The organism is Dysgonomonas sp. Marseille-Q5470 (genome assembly GCF_951230145.1).
Classification (GTDB): Bacteria; Bacteroidota; Bacteroidia; order Bacteroidales; family Dysgonomonadaceae; genus Dysgonomonas.
Genome location: NZ_CATNVE010000006.1, coordinates 167436 through 187979, shown reverse-complemented (window position 1 = coordinate 187979; position 20544 = coordinate 167436). Strand labels below are relative to the sequence as shown.

Genomic DNA, 20544 nt, shown 5'->3' with positions numbered 1-20544 from the left:
TTATATCTGTTTACTTTTTAGTCAGGGAAAATGGAGCAGCATCTTTTGTAATACCTCGTCCTTTATTTGGCTGGCTTCCCATTGTATATTCAATAGTTCCTCCACTTACGATATCTTTGTAAGTAATGTAATTCTTATTTAAAGGATTACCATTGAGCTTAACGGATTGGACATATATATTATCTTTACTGTTATTATTTGCTTCTATTACAAACTTCTTTCCGTCTTCCATCGTAATTGTAGTTTTTTTGAATAGCGGACTACCCAATACATATTCATCCGTACCGGGACAAACAGAATAGACTCCAAGTGCGCTCAGTACATACCACGAAGCCATACCTCCTTGATCCTCATCGCCCGGATAACCTTTTTCTGTAGAATTATATAGTCTATCCATAATTTGGCGAGCCCAGTATTGGGTTTTCCATGGTTGTCCTGCATATGAATACATATAGATCATATGCTGAATAGGCTGATTGCCTTGTGCATATTGTCCCATGCCTGCAAGTTCCATTTCTTTCATTTCGTGGATAATGCCACCGTATGTACCGGGTTTAATAATATTAGGCACAGTAAATACCGAATCCATTTTTGAGACCATATTTTCTGCACCGCCAAATAAGTCGATCAGTCCCTGCACATCGTGAAAAACAGACCAAGTATAATGCCAAGCATTCCCTTCGCAATAAGGGCCGCCCCACACAAAAGGATCGAACGGTTCCTGCCACTTGCCATCTTTATCTTTACCTCTCATGAAACCAACTGTAGGGTCAAAGACATTCCGATAGTTGTACATTTGCCTTTCAAAAACATCCATATAGAATTTATTTCCTGTCATTCGTGCCAATTCATATCCGCACCAGTCATCATAGGCATACTCCAATGTTTGTGCAGTAGATCCCGACGACTCCGGATAAGGCACATATCCTAACTGAAAATATTCTTTCCAAAAAATGCGACCGTTAGCTCCTCCCCATGGGCCTTTATTCATTGCCTCATGTGCATAAGCTTTTAGTGCACGATCAGGATCAAAAGTACGAATGCCTTTCGCCCATGCATCGGCAAGAAGCGAGATTGCATGATTGCCGATCATACCTCCTGTTTCTCCCGGCTGCGACCACGATGGTAACCAACCACATTGATCGTGAGCATCAAGCAAAGCATTCATATACTGCCCCTGCATGGTAGGATGGAGGATATTGGTCAGAGGGAATTGTGTGCGGAAAGTATCCCAAAATCCATTGTCGGTATACATATAGCCGTTGTATATCTTGCCATCGTAAGGGCTGTAATAGTATGGCTCATTATTTTCATTACGCTCGTAAAATTTGCGTGAAAAAAGGTTTGCACGGAAAAGACAGGAATAAAAGGTCTTGATCTGTTCGTCGGTTCCTCCTTCAACAATTACTCTGTTTAATAGTTTGTTCCAAGTTTCCGCTCCTCTAGCTTTTGTCTGTTCAAGGTTCTTATCGCTTCCTAATTCCCTATTTAATGTAAGTATAGCTTGTTGTTGACTAATGTAAGACGAAGCTGCTTTCGCCTGCACCCTTGCTCCTTTTTTGAACTTTAGATATGCACCTGATCCTTTTCCTTGGCGGTAAATTTCCGCAGGAAATGTCTTATCATTCTGATTTTCCCATGTACCATAAGCTTCGAAAGGCTTATCGAATTGAACGACAAAATAACTACGGAAATTCTCAGCATGATTTACAAAACGTTGATTATTTACCCAGCCGGTTATCTGTCTTTTTTGCGGATCTATCTTAACCTCACTTATATCGGTATAACCATCGAGTACAAGATAAGCATCACCGTTTCCGGGAAATGAGAATCGGAGGTGTACACCTCGTGTGGTTGGCGCCATCTCGGTAGTAATACCATTATCCAACGTAACTTTGTAATAGTGAGGTTTGGCTATTTCATTACTATGGCTAAACTTCGAGGCTCTTTTTTCTTGATTCACCTCCAATGCACCTTCCATCGGCATAAATGAATACACCGCATAATCGCTTACCCACGGGCTGCACTGATGCGCCTGTTGGAATCCACGTATTTTATCTACAGAATACTGGTACTTCCATCCTTCTCCATTGGCTCCGGTCTGCGCCGACCATGTATGCATCGCATAAGGCATAGCAGTGGTGGCATATGTATTGCCATAACTAAGACCGAAATGAGAATCGGTTCCCTGTAGTGTATTCACATACTGTACTAAATCTTTTAATTGCGCTCCGGCATATATTGTTTGCAACAGTGCAGCGGCAACAAATAAGGCTTTTCGTACTTTCATATTATATTGTATTTATAAGTAAAACTAATCAATACTAAATATTTATTCTTTAGCACCGAGAGAAGCGAAGATTCTTTTTAGTCTACTCCCAACCATTAATAAGAGAGACAAGAACTTCGCTTCTTATAGTATCAAGATACTATTTAGCCCGGCTAATACTAAAAGCGATTCTTTTTATACCCATCCCTAAAAGGACATCAAAACACCAAAATTGATAACACGTTGATTCATATAAGCATCACCGGCCGAGTTTGTTTGTATTTCGGGGTCTTGCTGATATTTATCATAATTTGTTTTAGTGAACATATTATACGCATTCACATAAAAGCGTGTGCTTTGTATTCCTTTAGGTAATACACTTTTTGGTAATTCATAACCTAAATCGATTGTTTTGAGACGAATATACCATGCATTTACCAACCAGAAATTAGACATGTACGCCTCACTACTACTAATAGTAGAAAGATTGGTTGTTAAACGAGGGAATTGGATATCTCCTTCATTCTCGTATTTTTCGGCAGTCCAGCGTTTATCGTGAATTGGTTGAAACTGGCTCTTGAAAGATTCAATACCCGTTCCGACTACACTGAAACTATAATCGAATGACCCTTGAAACAATAAACTGAGTGAAAAACCTTTGTATGATCCGCCTATAGTCCAACCCAATGTCGTAGTAGGTAGATTAGGCTTGCCAATAGCCCCCTTGTCGAAGTCGTCGATGATGCCATCATCATTCAAGTCTGCATATTTAAGGTCTCCGGTCGATACAGGTATATTCGGTACCGGAATCTTATTCGGATTGCCTGCATTGATTTCTGAGATATCGTCCGGTGTATAATATCCTACCCAAGTATAGCCGAATGGTTGCCCGATAGGCTTACCGGTCTCTGACAGCCATGAATATCTCTGCTGAGCCTCAGCTTTATATTTTACCTTATTCTTCGCATAAGAGAACACAAAGTTGGTAGAGAAATTAAAATCTCCAAACTTATCATTGTAAGATATTTGTCCATCAAAACCATGATTTGTAGTTTCACCTACATTTGTACGGGGCAAACCTATACCTAGAAGCAATGAAACGTCACTTCTTTCTACTAACTGGTCGTAACGGTAATCGTAAAAATAATCTATTGTAAATGATAATTTGTTACGGAACATACTGGCATCTATACCTACATCAAATTTGCGAGCTTTTTCCCATGTTACATATTCATTCCCTAAAGAACCTTCTCTATATGAGGCGACTCCAACCGGAGTTTCGCCAAAAGAATACCCATATCCCGACTCATATACTTGCTTGTATAAGTAACGGTTACCGGGAGTTATATCAGATCCAACAAGTCCGTAAGAAGTTCTTATCTTCAACATATCAATTTTATCGTTAAATCTTTTCTGGAAAAAAGGTTCTTCTCCAATATTCCACCCCAAAGCAACAGCAGGGAAAAAGCCGAAACGATTGTTTTGTCCAAAACGGTCGGTTCCGTTATAGGCCGTATTAAAGTCGAACATATACCGATTCTTATAATTATAATTGATCTGTCCTGTATATCCCTGAAACTTTGCGGGTACTTCAGCGGCAGTAAGCCCATTTTTGTCTGTAGTGCTACTTTCTCTATTGTATAATAACATTCCTTTAATGGTATGATCTTCATTGAAAGTACGCTCATAATTGAGAAAGGCCTGTATATTCAAATTCCTGATGGCTTTATTTGTTCCGGCATTGAGTATATAATTTTCATAAGCATACGAATTGGCAGTCGGATTGATCGTATATGTGTCCGTCGCACTGTTATAGTGGTAGGTAGGATACATCTTACTATCCCTTCTCATAGCCCTATAATTTTCATCTATACTCGAATATGCCACACGTGCCATTGCCGAAAGACCTTTGGTTATGAAATTAAGATTTTGTGAAACATCAAACAGTATATTTGAGTCGAAACGTCTTGTTCGAGTATAACCTTCATTTGCCAGACGTGCATTCAATGTAGGATCTTTACTGTCGGTCAAGAAGTAATTATGATAAGCATACGTTCCATTCGGATTCATAAAAGGAGCTGAGAACGGAGTCATTTTGCGGAAATTATAGATTTCGCCTACCGCATTCAAACTATTCGGCTCGTTAATATTCATAAACCGTGACGACATATCTAACCGTACTTTTGTTGTAGAAGTAACATCGAAGTCAAGGTTGCTTCGAAAGTTAAACCTACGATAAAAATAATCAGTGTTAACTTCTTCTTTCGGATCTTTAAAATTACGGGTTAAACCGTTTTGAGAAAAGAAACCTCCTGTGACAAAGTATCGTAATCTTTTTGAACCTCCCGAAATATCCATGTTCACATTTTGCTGTGTTGCAATATCTTTGAAAATTGTTTTATACCAATCTACATCCGGATGCCCGTATGGATCATCTCCCAATCTGAAATGTTCAAGATCAGCATCTGTAAAAGGCTTACTATTTCCCAGCCCATCGTTTTCGAAAGCTTCATTCGTCAATGATGCTGCCTGATATGCGTTCAAAAATTTAGGTTTACGAATAGGCATGGTTAATCCACCCTCTGCTCGTACATTTATATGCGGACGTCCTTCTTCGCCCCGACGGGTTTTGACAACCAAAACGCCATTAGCTCCTTTGATACCGTAGATTGCTGTAGTAGAAGCATCTTTCAGAACAGAAATACTCTCTATCTCATTTACATTGATCTGTTGTAGCTGATCGTATGTATATTGCACATCATCCACAATAATCAACGGACGGTTTCCATCCGAGTTTAATGAGCTGGCTCCTCTGATAAAAAAGTCAGATGCATCTTTCCCCGGCTGTCCGGAACGTTGCTGAGAAAAGAAGCCGGGTAACTTACCCGTCAAAGCATTTTGCACACTCGATGTTGGCACGGCACGTATTTCGTCAGCCGACACGGCACTAACCGATCCGGTGAGCGTAATTTTCTTTACTTTACCATAACCAACGACCACTACTTCGTCCAAAGTTTTCTGATCTGATTCGAGTACGATATCAACGACCTTTTGATTCGTTATCTTAACTACTCGTTTTGCGAATCCGATAAAAGAGAACGATACCTGATCACCTGATTTCACGGTTAATATATAATTACCGTCTACATCGGTCATCGTACCATTTGTTGTTCCATCAACAGTAACACTAACACCTGTCAAAAGCTCCCCGTCTGTTGATGATACTTTACCTTTCAATTGGAACTGTTGTTGACCAAAAGCAAAAGCAAAGATTTGTATACTTATAAATAATAAAGTCAGTCTTTTCATATCAATTTATGTATTAAGAATTGATAAACACGGCTTTGTTACCAGCCCGGGTTTTGAACCATATTACTGTTTTTGTTTACTTCGCTATATGGTATCGGATATAAATATCTTTTCGGATCGAATTTAGCATCAAGAACATCGATATGTTCTGTCAGTATATTTCCTGCCTTCATCACCAAAGCCAATCCTTTGAGAGGTTGATTAAATATATCTTCAGCTATTTTCCAACGGCGAATGTCATAAAAGCGCTGTTCTTCAAATGCCATTTCAATTCTTCTTTCGTTGCGAATAATTTCTCTCATCTCCAAACATGTTATATTGTCGGATATACCATAAGTGCTATCATCGCCATCAATACCGGCTCTTTTTCTTATACTCCTTATGTATTCGATTACTTTGGCATCGACTGTTATTTTTGAAGATGCAAGGTCATATTCATTCTTAGCTTCAGCATAATTGAGAAGTATTTCGGCATAACGGAATAATACCCAGTTGCGAAGAAGCCCTGTATATTCTGTTTTATCCTCGTAGTTTCCCATAAATTTACGCAGATAATAACTCGTTTTAGTTGTAGCATCGGTAGATCCAGTCGGATTACTTCGCCCTCCGATATATGTATGCAATGTTGTACTCAGCCACTGAGAGCCATTATGCAATACTGTATAATCGAGGCGAGGGTCACGATTGTCATACATCCACTGCTCAGAATAAACATATTTAGTACTTTGCCCTATTGGTTTTCCATCTTTCATTGGGAAAGCATCTACCAGATTTTGAGTAGGACTGGTACGTCCGTTTCCTTTAGCATTGCTTGAAAATCCTACAGGTCCGTTATTCAGCTCCACATCTCGCTTATCAAGCGCACCTTGCACATGGAAGATGACTTCGTTTGTTACCGGCCCATAATAATTAAGGAACACATCTTTAAAATTATCCATCAACCCATATCCGCCATAACGTCCTGAAGGCCCCCAATCGTTAATAAAATCTTCTGCAGCCTCAGCAGCTCTAGCCCAACGAGCCGGATCATATGTATCATAACCAACGTATGGATTAGCAGCCTGAACGGGAGATTCATTAAATAATGGACTAGCCGCATACAACAGCACTCTTGCCTTGAGAGCCATAGCTGCTCCTGCTGTTACCACATGACCATCTGCACCGATATTGGCGATAGGAACTGAACGCAGACTATCCTTAACATTATCCAGTTCGCTCACAATATACTCGATGCACTCATCAAAGGTATTTCTCGGCAACTCCATCGGTTCTCCTAATTCGTATGGGATATCACCAACTAAAGGCACACCGCCATAGCGTTTTACAAGTTCGAAGTAATAATAAGCTTTTAGAAAACGTGCTTCCGCTTTCAGTGCTCTGTTTAATGGTACATTTGTTGCTACATGGTTATTATACGTTTGTAGGAAAGGTACTACATCTATATTGTTGATAAATGTATTTGCCCGACGAATACCTCTGTAATAATTAGCCCATCCCATATCAGCAAGACGAGTAAAAGCCGAGTAACGCCCTATTTGCAACTGGTATATCTGATTTTCGGAAAAAGATGACGTAATAGCATCATCGGATGCAGCATCAAGATAGTCACCCTCAATGGCATTGTGACCATAGCGTAAAACACTATAAACGTCATTTAAGTATTTCTTCGCATTTACACCCAATGAGTCAGTAGAAGAAAATACATATTCGAGAGTGAGTTTTTCCACAGGAACATCCTCATAATCGTTACATGACCACAATGTGAGCGATAGACCTATCAGCACAATATATAATTTGTTTTTGATCCGTATATTCATGTCTTTCATTTTTAGAAAATATTAGAATTTAATATTAATTCCTGTATTGAAGCCACGTAATGCAGGGTAGCTTCTAAAGTCGATAACTTCAGGATCAACCAACCCGAAAGCCGATTTTGTCCATAGATTTTGTCCACTGACAAAGATTTTGACTTTTACTCCCCCCAGATAGTTTCTCGAAAATGAATCAGGAAAAGTGTAGGCTACATTCAGATTTTTTAATCGTATATAATTTCCCGACTTCAGCCAGAATGAATTACTCATACCACTTGGAGCTACATTATAATTAGGGCTGGTAGAAAGTCTTGGGAAAAGAGCTGTTTCTGCCGTTTCGGGAGTCCAGCGTCTCAGAGTATGCTCATATGCCTGACTATAGGTATTACCCCAAGCAATGAAGCCTGTAGCATATTCCCATCCTGCGTCCGGGAAATATATCTCGCGATTATAAGCACCTTGAAACAAAGCCGATAGTTCAAATCCTTTATATTCGAATCCCAGATTCAATCCGAAAAAAGATAAAGGTTTATTACCGCCAATCACAGTCTGATCATATTCATTGATTTCTCCGTCTCCATTCATGTCTTTATATTTCAAGTCGCCGGGAACGATCTTATACCCCGATATGACAGGGCTATTCGCTACGTCCTCACGTGTTTGGAAAAAGCCCTCGGAAATAAGTCCGTAACGTGTACCCACTGAATTGCCTGTTCTGCGCATATAATCGTAAGGAACATTTTGTTCGTCCATAAATAGGATCTTGGACTGAGTAATACTCCAATTTCCGGTGACATAATAATTGAAGTCACCGATGTTATTCTGATAAGTTACAGACAAATCGACACCCTGATAACGAACTTTTCCTATATTTTCGCTAGGATAGTTCAAACCTATCAGCTCAATACTTTTTCCTCTAGTCATCAATAAATCAAAATACTTATCACTATAAAAGTCACCCGTAATCTGCAATTTGTTATTAAACAAGCTGGCATCCAGCCCCAGATTCAATTTATAGGCTCTTTCCCATGTCAGATTCGGATTAGCCAAACTATTATTGGTTTCGATAAGCCCAAGTGCCGGATCTGAATACCATGAAGTATAGCTCGATCCTTGAGGATAAGAAGCACTTGCTACTGCATTTATGTCAGTGTCATATTGTTGCCTCCATGTATAATAATTACTACGGCCTATACTGTTTCCGGTTTCACCGAATACTCCACGTAGCTTTAGTTTATTAACCCATTCAACAGATTCCATAAATGTTTCCTTGCTAATATCCCAGCCTAGGCCAAAGGCATAGAAAGTACCCCATCTTTTACCCGGCGCATACCTGTTGAGGTAACTCTGTGATATTGCTGCCTGAGCAAAATATTTATCTCCATAATTATATTTAAATTCACCATTGATATTAGCAGGTACTTCGGGTAATTGATAATTATCCAATACTTGTTTTATATCGGCTGATACATTACCCTCTATAGAGTGCACTGTATTTATCTTTTTTTTATAATTGAGAGCAACCTGACCGAAAAAATGTTGAAAATTAGATACTCCTACAAAGTCATTTTTCTGAGTTGCAATAGAACCAAAACGTTCATAATCACCTCCAGATCCGTCGGAATATGGAATATATTGATAAACCGGTTCTTGCTTGTTACGAAACAAAGCACTACGGCTTTGAGAAGAAACATTTCCAACGGCTGTAGCCGATAAGCCTTCAGCAAGCCAAGACATATCGTGATCAATGACAATATTACCATATCCGTCACGCATCATATCTTTTATATAACCTGAACTTATGGTTTTCGCCATCAGATTATTCTGATAGTTATTGTTACCGCCATAAGATCCGTTCGGGTTATAGATCGGGTAAACTCCACCGGGAAGACTGTATACATCATTCATTATGCTGCTCAATCCGGCTCCGGGCTGATTTCCTTCTTCTATACGCCCTATTATGGTAGCACTCATTTTCAGGTTATTCAAGACATTCACATTGATTTTGGAAGTCACCATATAACGTTCGTACGAAAGATTGGTATTGTAACTGTTTTTAGAATCTTCACGAAGTAACCCATCCTCACCAAAATACCCTAAGCTGACAAAATACTGAGCTGTTTTATTTCCTCCGGTAGCATTCAGATTATAGGATTGTATATTCGAACTACTCTTTAATATCTGGTCGTTCCAATTTACGTTTGGATATGCTGTTGGATTGCTTCCATTACGGAAAGATTCTATATCACTTGCCAAGTAAAGCCCTTTCTTTCCATCATTCACAAGGGCTTCGTTCAACAGATATGCCCATTGGTAAGATGGAAGGGGTTTTAGTGTTTTTATCGGCTCCTGAACACCATATCTGCCCGTAAATGAAATTTTAAACCCATCACCCACTGGTTTCTTCGTTGTCACATATAATACTCCACGCGAACTTCGTCCTCCTAAAAACATAGATGATAAAGCATCTTTCTGTATAGATACTGATTCGACACTCTCCATATCGAGATTAAATAATTCGCTCTGAAATCCATCTACTATGACAACTGGAGAATTTGCTCCTCGCATAATAAAACTGTATTGTGTATTATCATTGTATCCGACTTTGGAATCATCAGCCAAAGCTCCTATGAAATTGTTTGTTATTACACTCGGATCGGTAAACGTATTCCGATATCCTCTGGTTTGAGAAACATACAATCCCGGAAGCCTTCCGGCTAATGCCCCTAAAATATTAGCGGATAATGTAGGTGTTATCTCATCTGTATATATAGTAGAAGCTGCACCCAGATAACTTTGTTTAGAAACTGTCTTTCCGTAAGGAATATCCAAATTTTCAGGATTTTTCAATTTCTTTTCTTCCATGCCTATTTTTAGTACCTTATCTTTTGGCATATCCTTAGAAATTTTAATTTCTTTCACCAGATAAGCCGGATGTGTAAGGATAAGCGTAGTACCTGTACCGGCATTGATAGTGAATGTTCCGGTTTCATCGCTAGTTGCCTTTCCAACACTAGATTTAACTGATACTTCTACGCCTGACACAGGTTTCCCATATAAATCTACTACGACGCCCGAAAAACCTGAAGTACCGGTATTCGCTGCCACAGGCTCTTGGGCATAAACAGCCTCATATCCGCAAAACAACAATACTACCATAAGCAGAAAGCAACTCCTGCTTACTTTTTTATATATTGAATTATACATAAATTCTTGTTTTTAATTTTATACATTAATCTCACTTGCAAACAAAGTAGTATATGAATGGCTCTATCGGCCTTCCGGGACGTACCAACTCTTCCTCATAACCCGGCTCCATAGCTCCCGCCACCTTGTCATCATATTTGGACACATAGAGGCTTCCATCTTTGTTTGTGAAATAGTATTCGATACGCGTAATTGTCTCGTTGGACGGAACACTAAAATACCCTTCGGGCCATACTGTCCTGCTCCACATAACTCCCCATTGAGAGTCTTTTACCAATTTTGTTTTATCGGAAATCTCATCCACAGTGTACATATTCCCTTCTGCTGTATATGCTTTGGCATTGATATATATATCTGTTTCATCTATCAGAGGGTTATTATAATAATCACCGATATACTTGAATGTTAAAATATCGTTTTGAGTAGCATTACCCGGCGTTGCCTGATAAAAATGATATTGGCAAAAATCGATAGGTTCAGCACCTTCTCCGTCGGTTACGTCAAAGCAGTCTCCCCACATTACCTTCCAACGATCTTCATCTGTTCCCATACCGTCTCCGTCATAATTGACAAAGAATCCTATTTTAGCTCTTAAATTGTCAGATCCTGTCTTTATTTTTATCCTTACTTTTACAAATAAGGTGTATGCATTTGATCCATTGAAAATTGTCCACGGATCATCAGCCTGAAATGCAACCCATTGGGTATCATCCAAAATATTCGGATTACGTCCCCCCACAGCATTAAGAAGCGCTTGACTCCAAGTCAGACCGGGTTGGCTTTTCGGAGAAGTACCTTCGGGTATTGGTGACATTTTATATTCGGTGCCCAAATCTTCATTATTTTCCCATGTCAATATTGCAGACTTAGCTTCTGTCCATGCTTTTGGCACATTAAGAGCTACAATTAGCCGATGAGTTTCATTATCATAATTTGATGCACATTTTACATACATGATATATTCGGCATATTCGCCAGCTTTCACTGAATTTGTTTTATAGATAATCGGCGAATTATTGTCCTGATATTCATCCTTAAATACATCTCCGTGGTTTTCATACCATGCTATACCACAAGAAATAAATATAACAAGAACCAACAGGCAGCCGAGTATTTTATATATCAATATTCTGTTCTTCAATTTTAGTTTCATGGCTTTCAATTTTAATTATTAGGCACTTTTTTAAGAACATAAGAATAAATATTACTGTAGCAGCCCGGAGAGAAAGAAAGGGTTATCTGTCGTTCTCCACCTACAGTCTGATATTCGAATGCAGAGGTATTCGATTCTGCTGAAGCTTCTTCCTTGAATATTAATTTTGTAGGATATTGAGGATCATTTACATCCCAAGTACCTCCTTGGCGCACCAAGAAAGGAAGGTAATTATCTATGGTATAGGTATTGTCATCCTTTAGATTGATTCTAAAGTAACTGAAATCCATAATTTTGGTTATGTCCAAACCATTTCTTGTTGCCTTGGTTATGTACCAAGTGCCTGCAATTTCTTTAACTGGTTCATCCCCTGTATAATCGGTAGAGTCTTTGAACTTATCGCAGGAAATGAATAGTTGTACCATAATAAAAAGTATAAAATACTTTTTTATAGCTAGTTTTTTCATGATAAATCTTTGTTTACGGAATTAGAATAAAGTGTATTCTTTACTAATAATTAGGATTCTGTATCAAGTTCGGAGATTTGGATGTTTCCGAATATGGTATCGGCCAGAAATACATTGCCTTTCTGAAAGAGCGTTGCCTTACATCAAAACGTTTATAGGTCTTACCTCCTCCTGCTTTCAATTGTACCTCCATACCCGTCATCATCTGATTGTCTGTTTGTTCTGCAATTTTCCAACGTCGCACATCAAAGAACCGCATCCCCTCGATTGCAAACTCTATACGTCTCTCATTCCTAAGAGCTTCACGCATCTCTAAGCGAGTCATATTTGGTTTCAACCCATACATCCCATCTTCTCCGGCATCAATTCCTCCTCTGGCTCTGATATCTTTCAGAATTGTATATGTTTCTTCGCTTGCAGGAACTAGATCAGATTCACCACTGTTTGCCATCTTATATTCGTTCATGGCTTCGGCATAATCCATATATATTTCGGCAAATCGCATAAGAGGTGTTTCTTCGGGACCTCCATGAACAGAGTTTGCTGCCAGATGTCTATTTACCATTTTATTGATATAATATCCGGTAGGTGTTCCTTGATGTACAGCATCTTTACCCGAAGACGATCCATCTACATTAAGATAGGTATTTACCGGAGCATAAGCGTCGTTTCCAATCATGAGAACAGTCTGATCATGAACTACTGTATTGTAAAAACGTGGGTCACGTCCCTTATAAGGATCATTTGGGTCGTAACCAGATGTAGGATCGGTAATGGGTTTTCCATTCTTCATCGGAAATGCATCAACCAGATTTTGATATATAAATCCGCTATTTGCCGCACCTCGTGATGGTGGTTGAAACCAAGTTTCTCTTGCTACACGTCCTAAGCTACGATCTTCGAAAATAGATTCGACAAGAGATCCCGGTCGGTATGCAGCATCCGATGACATAAACAGAGCATAAAATCCATGTCCGGGATCGGCTGCATTATTATTTTTAGGATCTGTATTCAGTACATACAATTGATATCTACCTAGTGCTAAAAAACTATAAGCTGCATCCATCGCTTCCTTCCAACGCTCCTTATCATATTCGGGATAACCGACAAGCTCTGCCGGGACATTGGTTCCGGCAACAAGGTCACTGTTTCCGTTGAATAAAGGGCTGGCTGCATACATCTTCATACGTGCAATCAAAGCCTTACAAGCACCTCCCCCTGCACGTCCATAATATGTACCTGAAGGTTTCACATTCAGATCTTTTTCTGCCGTTTTACACTCTTCAACGATATACTTCAAACAGGCATCGTATGTATCACGTATGTCTTTAGGTTTGTCACCCTCTGCATAAATCGTATCGCCAATCAGAGGTACCCCCCCATAATGCTTCATCAGAATATGGTAATACCATGCACGTAAGAAACGAGCCTCTGCCTTAAGGCGCAACTTTCTGCTATTTTGCAAAGGAGCTTGCTCTAGCCCTTTGAAGAATAAGTTTACCCTTCTTATGTTCTGATAAGGTATACGCCAAGCATCATCAGTTATAACCACAGGATTGACAGTCCCCATGGCAAACTGCAAATCGGCCGTTACCTCGGACGAGGTTCTGAACTCGGCTTCGTCAGATGCTGTTTGAAGACCACCTAGAGTAGAATTGTTTTTACTGAAACGATTGCCTCTGGTATCGAATCCTATATCACGATAGATTTCGTTCAGAAAGCCCTCGGTCAGCGCACTGTCAGAGAAAACCTTATTGTAATCAAGGTCTGTGGTCACAGTTTCGTCGAGGAAACTGGTGTCGCTACAGGAAAAATTTCCATACAGTATCATTATTATAAATAATGAATAGAAAATGTTTTTCATATACATAAGATATTAAATTAAGTAGGTTTATAATTTATCTACATGCCCCATTTCTCATTGGGTTTATCACCCATATAAAGTTCCAATAATCCACCATTCACAATGTCTTTAAAGTCGATATAACATTTATTATAATTTGTTCCATTCAGCACAGCTTTCTGTATATATACATTCTTAGGAGAGTTAGTATGAGTTACGATTGTAAACTTATCTCCTTTGAAGTATTCCTGATCGAGCTTAATCTCTATTTTATCAAATACCGGACTGCTGATTTCGAAGCGGGTATCTCCCGGACATACCGGGTGTATACCTGATGCCGCAAGCACATACCAAGCAGACATTTGACCAACATCTTCGTTTCCTACAATGCCCTCTACTTTGTTTGCATAGGCATTGCTGCAAATATGACGCACCCACTTTTGAGTAAGCCATGGTGCTCCTAAACGGTTGAAAAGAAAAGGAACATGATGTACAGGCTCATTGGCATGATTGTAATAATCATTCCACAAGAGATTATCAGGTGTCTTTTCAAAAAAGCTAGTAAGATCTGCCACTACTTTATCACGTCCACCCATTAGTTCTACCATTCCCGGCACGTCATGCGGAACAAACCATCCCTGCTGATATGAATTAGATTCCACACATCCATACCATTCTTTGCTACGGGCATTTTCGGGCCATTTTTCCCATGATCCATCTTCAAGTCTAGGGCGAAACCAACCTTTCTCTTTATCAAAAATATTCCTATAAGCTTGTCCTTTTTGATAAAATATCTTTTCATCCTCAGTTTTTCCTAACTCTTTTGCCAAACGAGAGATACACCAATCGGTATATGCATATTCCAATGTTTGAGAAGTACCTAAAGGAGGCCCTGTATAACCTAATTTATCGTTACCAAATTTTTGTGAAGTATTGATCGCGTATTTATATGCTTTGTCGATATCATAATTGCGAATACCCTTCATGTAAGCATCGGTTAAAACAGACAACGCCGGATTACCGATCATACAACCTGAATATGCATTCATTATTTCCCAACGTTCGTAATACTCTCGTCCGCTCTCGTCGGCCAGTGTGATCAATGAGTTTAGCTGATCATTGACCAGTGCGGGGTTAATAATTGTTTGAAGTGGAAATTGACTGCGAAATACGTCCCAACCGCTGAAGATTGTGCGTTTTTTGAAGGCTGATGCTTGATGAATCTTTTTATCTCCTCCTATATATCGCCCATCTACATCTGTAAAGATGCGTGGATCTATCATTGTATGATAAAGCGAGGTATAGAATATTATTTTCTCGTCTTTAGTCCCTCCTTCTATCTTTATACGGCTCAGTTCATTATTCCATAGTTTTTTTGCTTCAGCACGAATATTATCGAAGTTTTTATTTCCTATGTCCGCTTTGAGATTTTTTTCTGCACCATCTATGTCTACAAAGGAAATTCCTACCTTCAATGTAACTTCTTCTCCTTTATGAGTTTCAAATTCGGTAAAAAAACCAAGGTGTTTTCCCTCTATTTCTTTCTTATCTCTGATAATCGGAGCTTCAGAGACTCTTTGCAGATAGGGAATACTGATAACCTCTTCTCTTTTTCTCTTCCAGTTATCAGGAATATCTGCACTCCAAAAACCATAATTATTTAGTGGTTTACTAAATTGAGCATGAAAGTATACAGTATAGTCAGCATTGCCTTCTCCATTGCCCCAACCTCCACCATCGGGAGTACATCTCATCCATCCTTGGATAGTGCTATCGTTCAGAACTTTTACATATTGGTATACAGACGTTCCTCCTACTCTGCGAGCCAAATCAATTTGTATCCTAGATTGCTTATTTGCAGGAAATGTGAACCTTAACATTCCGCTATGAGGAGCTGCTGTAGCTTCTACTTTTATATTATAATCGGTAAGCTGTGCCGAATAATAACCGGCTTCAGCAGTTTCTGTATCTTTATTGTACGAAGAACGATATCCTCTGATGCTTCCATCTTCCTTACCGGCTATCGTCTTTAATGTGCCGATAGTAGGCATAACTAGAAAATTGCCTAAATCGCCATACCATCCCACACCACTCATTTGAGTAAATGCAAACCCTTCGATAGTTTTGTGTTCGTAACTGTAGCCGGGGCTGTTGTCTCCTCCGGTAATTGTATTCGGACTGACCTGAACCATACCATAAGGAGTAGTTGCTCCCGGAAAAGTTTTTCCTAAGCCGTGATAAACTCCGGCTGCTCCGACACTGGTACTAGCACCGATAAAAGGATTAACATAATCGGAAGGGGCAAAATCTTCTAAGGGTTTAACATCTGAAGCACAGCTTGCTACTATCAGGCACAAACCGGCCATAGAGGCTATTATAGATCTATACATAATAAGTGGTTATATTCTTTAATTATTTAGTTTGCTTTCTTTAGTAATAATGTTTTTAGACCGAAACGAGGCATAGATATAGATACTTTGTTTTTATCTATTACCTTTTTTGAAATAGCATTTCCGTTTAAATCAACTTCTTTTATATCAGCAACCGGAAATCCGAATGCAATTCTTCTTATCGATCCGTCTCCTTCTGCATTGAATAAACGAATTAGAATATTGTCATCCTTGACTTTAAAAGCACTTATTTCATAGCCGGACTTGTCTATATTTATAAATGATTTATCAGCCAACGGTATATTTTTATGAGAAGATGTTATTAGAGGTTCATTCCATTTATTATTTTCTATCGATATATTCGCTTGATCCCATTTTCCGCTGTGTGGAACTATTGCATATTTCATCTTCAAAGGATGGGTAATTTTATAATCGGGTCCCCATAAACCAATACCCGAATATTGGGCTGTGAGTGCTAGTGGAAAATCTTTTCCATGTGAATAGGAAGTGGTATGGTCAGAAAATATAGCAAATCCATATTTCTGATCTTTTTGTACAAGGTCTACCCAATTCAGTATAATGTTATGTTTAATTCCGTCCCATGTATTGAAAAAAGTATTTTCGAGTTTACTTTCACATACATCAAATGGGGCATTTTTATATAGAGTGGAAAAAGACAGGGCTACAGGAAACAGTACATTCAACTTAAATCTGTCGTCAGTAAAAGCTCGTCTGTTATCTCGCCAATTTAGTCCCTGCTTGTACTCCCCTATCCCAACATTATTTTTCCAATTAACGGTCAGATCAAAGTCTATACGCTTTTGCCCGTTGGTTAATGTTATTATCTGAACAAAAGGATGTGAGGCTATTTCGCCTTCTATTTTGACGCTTGTGCGAAGGAAATTATCCTCTAATACTGTTATTTTTGCCCGAGCATCGGTTGTCGAATAAAATTTATTTTCGTCATAGAAATGTCCTCTGAGTTCCCCAAAATTGAATTCGTTATCTTTATCTACATATTCTTTACTATCTTCCATTTTTGCTATAAGGCTTTTGATTGTACCTCCTTTGGAAGGATTTAGAGTTATCCTATACATATTGCTTTCGAGGATATAATTTCCATCGGTATCAACGTGTACAGAAGTTTTCTTATTGATCACAACCTTTTTATGCGAAACAAGAAATGTAGCATAACCGAAAGCCGGAACTTCTGCCTGAAAGGATATGTAAGAGGAATCTCCTATCTGTTGAGAATAAGATGATAATAGTTCATTTTTTGAATTATATACCACAACTTCCCCTTCCTTATTAGAAGGAATTAGCGCTTTAACGAGCTCAGTACGTTTTACACCTAGAGTATTATATACTCTGATATATGCCCTATTTTCAGTATTCCGACTAATACTTGTATTGTAAGAATCGACAGCTTCGTCAATCACTTTTTCGGATATTTCATTCGTATTATTTGTCCACAGAGTGATTTCCTGAGCCCATGTACGATCTTTTTTCAGACGGTTGTAAGGCACTATCCACGAATCATGATGCTGTGCCATCATCAGTGTACGCCAAGCTTCATCGATTCTCTCCTGAGCAGGATTATATTTATTATCAAGATTTGCCATAGCTGCCATTTTCTCAGCCATTATTATTTTATTCTCCGAAACACGAACTTCTTGAGCAATTTTCTGTAGCACCTGACTGCCCCACATAAGATTTACATGTATATCTTCTTGTGAGAAGTAATAATTATTATTCGTTTTTTTGTCCGAAATATTCTCGAAATAATTTCTCCAAGTAGTATATATAGATTTATTTTTGACATTTGCTCCATAGCCTAACCAGGGACCATTTTTCCATCCGGCATCCTGATAACACATCCCAACTGGATTTTCTATGCCTTGATTGAAAGAAGTCTCAAGATATGCTTCGGAATTATTCCATGCTTTGGTCTGCCATGTCGAATTATCTTCAAGTTCTTCACTGGCATAACGAGGCACTGTGAGTATAGCAGTTCCATCAGTACCGATCCAGTTCACCAACTGCCCTCCATAAGGGGCAGTATATCCGCCCCAACAGGTATTAGGGCATTTCAACACTGCATATTTGAAACCAAACAATCTTAATATCTGAGGGAGGCTACTTGTGAAACAAGGTTCCTCTACCGAATAAGTAGTGAAAGCAACATCGGGAAAATGTTGGTGTATCTTTTTTATACCATATTCAAACTGGCGTATAATACTTTCCCCTGATATATTGTAACAATAAGGTTGAGCATAAGCCGGATTTGTAAATTCGACTCTTTTATCTGTCGCAATATTTTTAAAATTATTATAGGCTACGGGGTCTTTTACTTTTACAGTATCCCATGTCTCAGGTTCTATTTCGAGTCCGAGCTGCCAGTCGGGATGCTCGGTAAGCTTATCGACCATAAATTGAGTAACCCAAACCGGATAATGCCCGTAAACTCCACCATGATAGCCGTCTACAAAATATGCCTTCTGCTGCGAAAAAAGATTACCATAAAAAGAAAAAACTGCAAGGATAGTAACAACGCCTGTTTTCAACATAATCACACAATCGCTTATTTAACTTTCACTAAGGTTATTATTCTCTTAATAGGCGTATTTATATTATATATAGTAGATAGAAGCAAGTCCATCTCATCTTGCCATACCTTTCTTACTTCAGGATATCTTGCTTTGCTATACAGGTCACGCCTAATATTTATCCAGACATTCGAGCTTTTATTTTCATCCAGAATTTTAACAGCTTCCTCAGTATTAGGATCTGTTATACCTTTTGGCAAGAAAAAATTGAATTGTACCCACGCATATTCACGGAAGCGTTTTTCTATCTCCCATCGCTCTTCATTCAAAAACATAACCTTTAGCGCTTGTTTATACTGTGGTGTATTAAGTGTTGCCAGATTGATGCCTTTGGCAAATTCGGCAGAAGACCAAGTTCCTATATTTTCTCCGTCTATCTGAAGACAGTAGTTGCCCTTCAGCCCTTTCACTGTCAACATCTCTTTATTCATCTCATCGATAAAAGGCACTGTTTTTATAGCTTCAGCCTGACTCTTTTTCTGTTCCCATCCCCGAGCAATCGTGTCCATAGGATATGGTAAAGCTTTTGCTAGGTAATTGAAACTTAAACCTGTAGAAGTCTTTTTAATATCTGTTATTTCACAATTTGAAGAAGAAATTATAGAAGTATTGGGAGCATCTATACTTATTTCAGCCACTTCCTTACCTGCAAATCCCTGAGCTTTCAATATCAGATAAGCCATAACCATATGTCCATCATTATCAGGATGAATACGGTCTTTTCCACAAAGGGTGAATGTTGGATCTTTTTGCTGAAACTGACTATTAAGTGCGATCATTGGTTGATTAAGATCAAAAAACTGCCAGCCATTAGCCTTTGCCGATTCTCTTTGAAAATCAACAATTCGAAGCATCGCTTTATTTTTATTCCGAAAAGGTGTATTTCCTTCTATTTTTGCAGTTTCATCGTAAGGAGAGCTACCCATCAATACAATTTTAGTATTAACAAGATTCTTGTATCTCGCCTCCATCTGTTTATAAGCATCATAAGATGCTTTTACTTTCTCATCTGCAAATTTTTCAGGCTGGTCACCATTGTATTCAAGATATCCCGAATCATTCATACCAAAAGTTGTAATGAGAACGGTTGGTCTTTTACTGAATACGTCTCCATCGAGTCTCCGAACCATGTCTATAGCCTGATCCCCTCCTATTCCTGCATTCATAATAGTTAATCTCATTTCAGGAAAGCGTGTCATATAATAAAGCCATATATATGAATGATAATGACCTCCATCAGTAATACTATTACCTAGAAAAACAACCCTGTCGCCATTCTTGAAAGGAGTTATTTCCTGAGCTATCGTAACGGATGCACTCAAAAAGAGCAGATAAAATAGAATTAGATTTTTCATTTTCATGTATTAGATTAAAAATAAAAATAGATTGAACTTTTAATGGCGGCTTATTAGCCATATATAGAATAAAGATTTTTCATAGTTATGAAATACCTCAAAAACTATATATGCAAATATATGAGCAGATAGAC

At 38.6% G+C, this 20544-nt stretch carries 10 protein-coding genes; all 10 read right to left on the bottom strand.

What is annotated here, in order from left to right; all coding sequences use genetic code 11:
* Positions 1 to 10: 10 nt before the first annotated feature.
* The 10 genes from QOX35_RS11725 to QOX35_RS11680 all read right to left on the bottom strand — a co-directional run bounded on the left by QOX35_RS11725 (position 11) and on the right by QOX35_RS11680 (position 20416).
* Positions 11 to 2290, bottom strand: a complete 2280-nt coding sequence (locus QOX35_RS11725) for a GH92 family glycosyl hydrolase (RefSeq protein WP_283687058.1) — start codon at positions 2288 to 2290, stop codon at positions 11 to 13.
* A gap of 186 nt (positions 2291 to 2476) precedes the next feature.
* Positions 2477 to 5578, bottom strand: a complete 3102-nt coding sequence (locus QOX35_RS11720) for a SusC/RagA family TonB-linked outer membrane protein (RefSeq protein WP_283687057.1) — start codon at positions 5576 to 5578, stop codon at positions 2477 to 2479.
* A 38-nt stretch (positions 5579 to 5616) separates the two neighbouring features.
* Complete coding sequence (locus tag QOX35_RS11715) at positions 5617 to 7404, bottom strand: RagB/SusD family nutrient uptake outer membrane protein (RefSeq protein WP_502846766.1); 1788 nt, start codon at positions 7402 to 7404, stop codon at positions 5617 to 5619.
* A 12-nt stretch (positions 7405 to 7416) separates the two neighbouring features.
* On the bottom strand, positions 7417 to 10596 hold the full coding sequence (locus tag QOX35_RS11710; RefSeq protein ID WP_283687055.1) for a SusC/RagA family TonB-linked outer membrane protein: 3180 nt from the start codon (positions 10594 to 10596) through the stop codon (positions 7417 to 7419).
* 31 nt (positions 10597 to 10627) lie between these two features.
* Positions 10628 to 11749 (bottom strand): DUF4961 domain-containing protein, encoded by a 1122-nt coding sequence (locus QOX35_RS11705; RefSeq protein WP_283687054.1) that lies wholly within the window; start codon positions 11747 to 11749, stop codon positions 10628 to 10630.
* 11 nt (positions 11750 to 11760) lie between these two features.
* Complete coding sequence (locus QOX35_RS11700; protein WP_283687053.1) at positions 11761 to 12216, bottom strand: DUF5004 domain-containing protein; 456 nt, start codon at positions 12214 to 12216, stop codon at positions 11761 to 11763.
* A gap of 43 nt (positions 12217 to 12259) precedes the next feature.
* A complete protein-coding gene (locus QOX35_RS11695) occupies positions 12260 to 14080 on the bottom strand; it encodes a RagB/SusD family nutrient uptake outer membrane protein (protein WP_283687052.1) in 1821 nt (606 codons plus the stop codon).
* 38 nt (positions 14081 to 14118) lie between these two features.
* Positions 14119 to 16425, bottom strand: a complete 2307-nt coding sequence (locus QOX35_RS11690) for a GH92 family glycosyl hydrolase (protein WP_502846768.1) — start codon at positions 16423 to 16425, stop codon at positions 14119 to 14121.
* Positions 16426 to 16475: 50 nt separating this feature from the next.
* A complete protein-coding gene (locus QOX35_RS11685) occupies positions 16476 to 19016 on the bottom strand; it encodes a glycoside hydrolase family 38 C-terminal domain-containing protein (protein WP_283687050.1) in 2541 nt (846 codons plus the stop codon).
* A gap of 14 nt (positions 19017 to 19030) precedes the next feature.
* On the bottom strand, positions 19031 to 20416 hold the full coding sequence (locus tag QOX35_RS11680) for an SGNH/GDSL hydrolase family protein (protein WP_283687049.1): 1386 nt from the start codon (positions 20414 to 20416) through the stop codon (positions 19031 to 19033).
* Positions 20417 to 20544 lie beyond the last annotated feature (128 nt).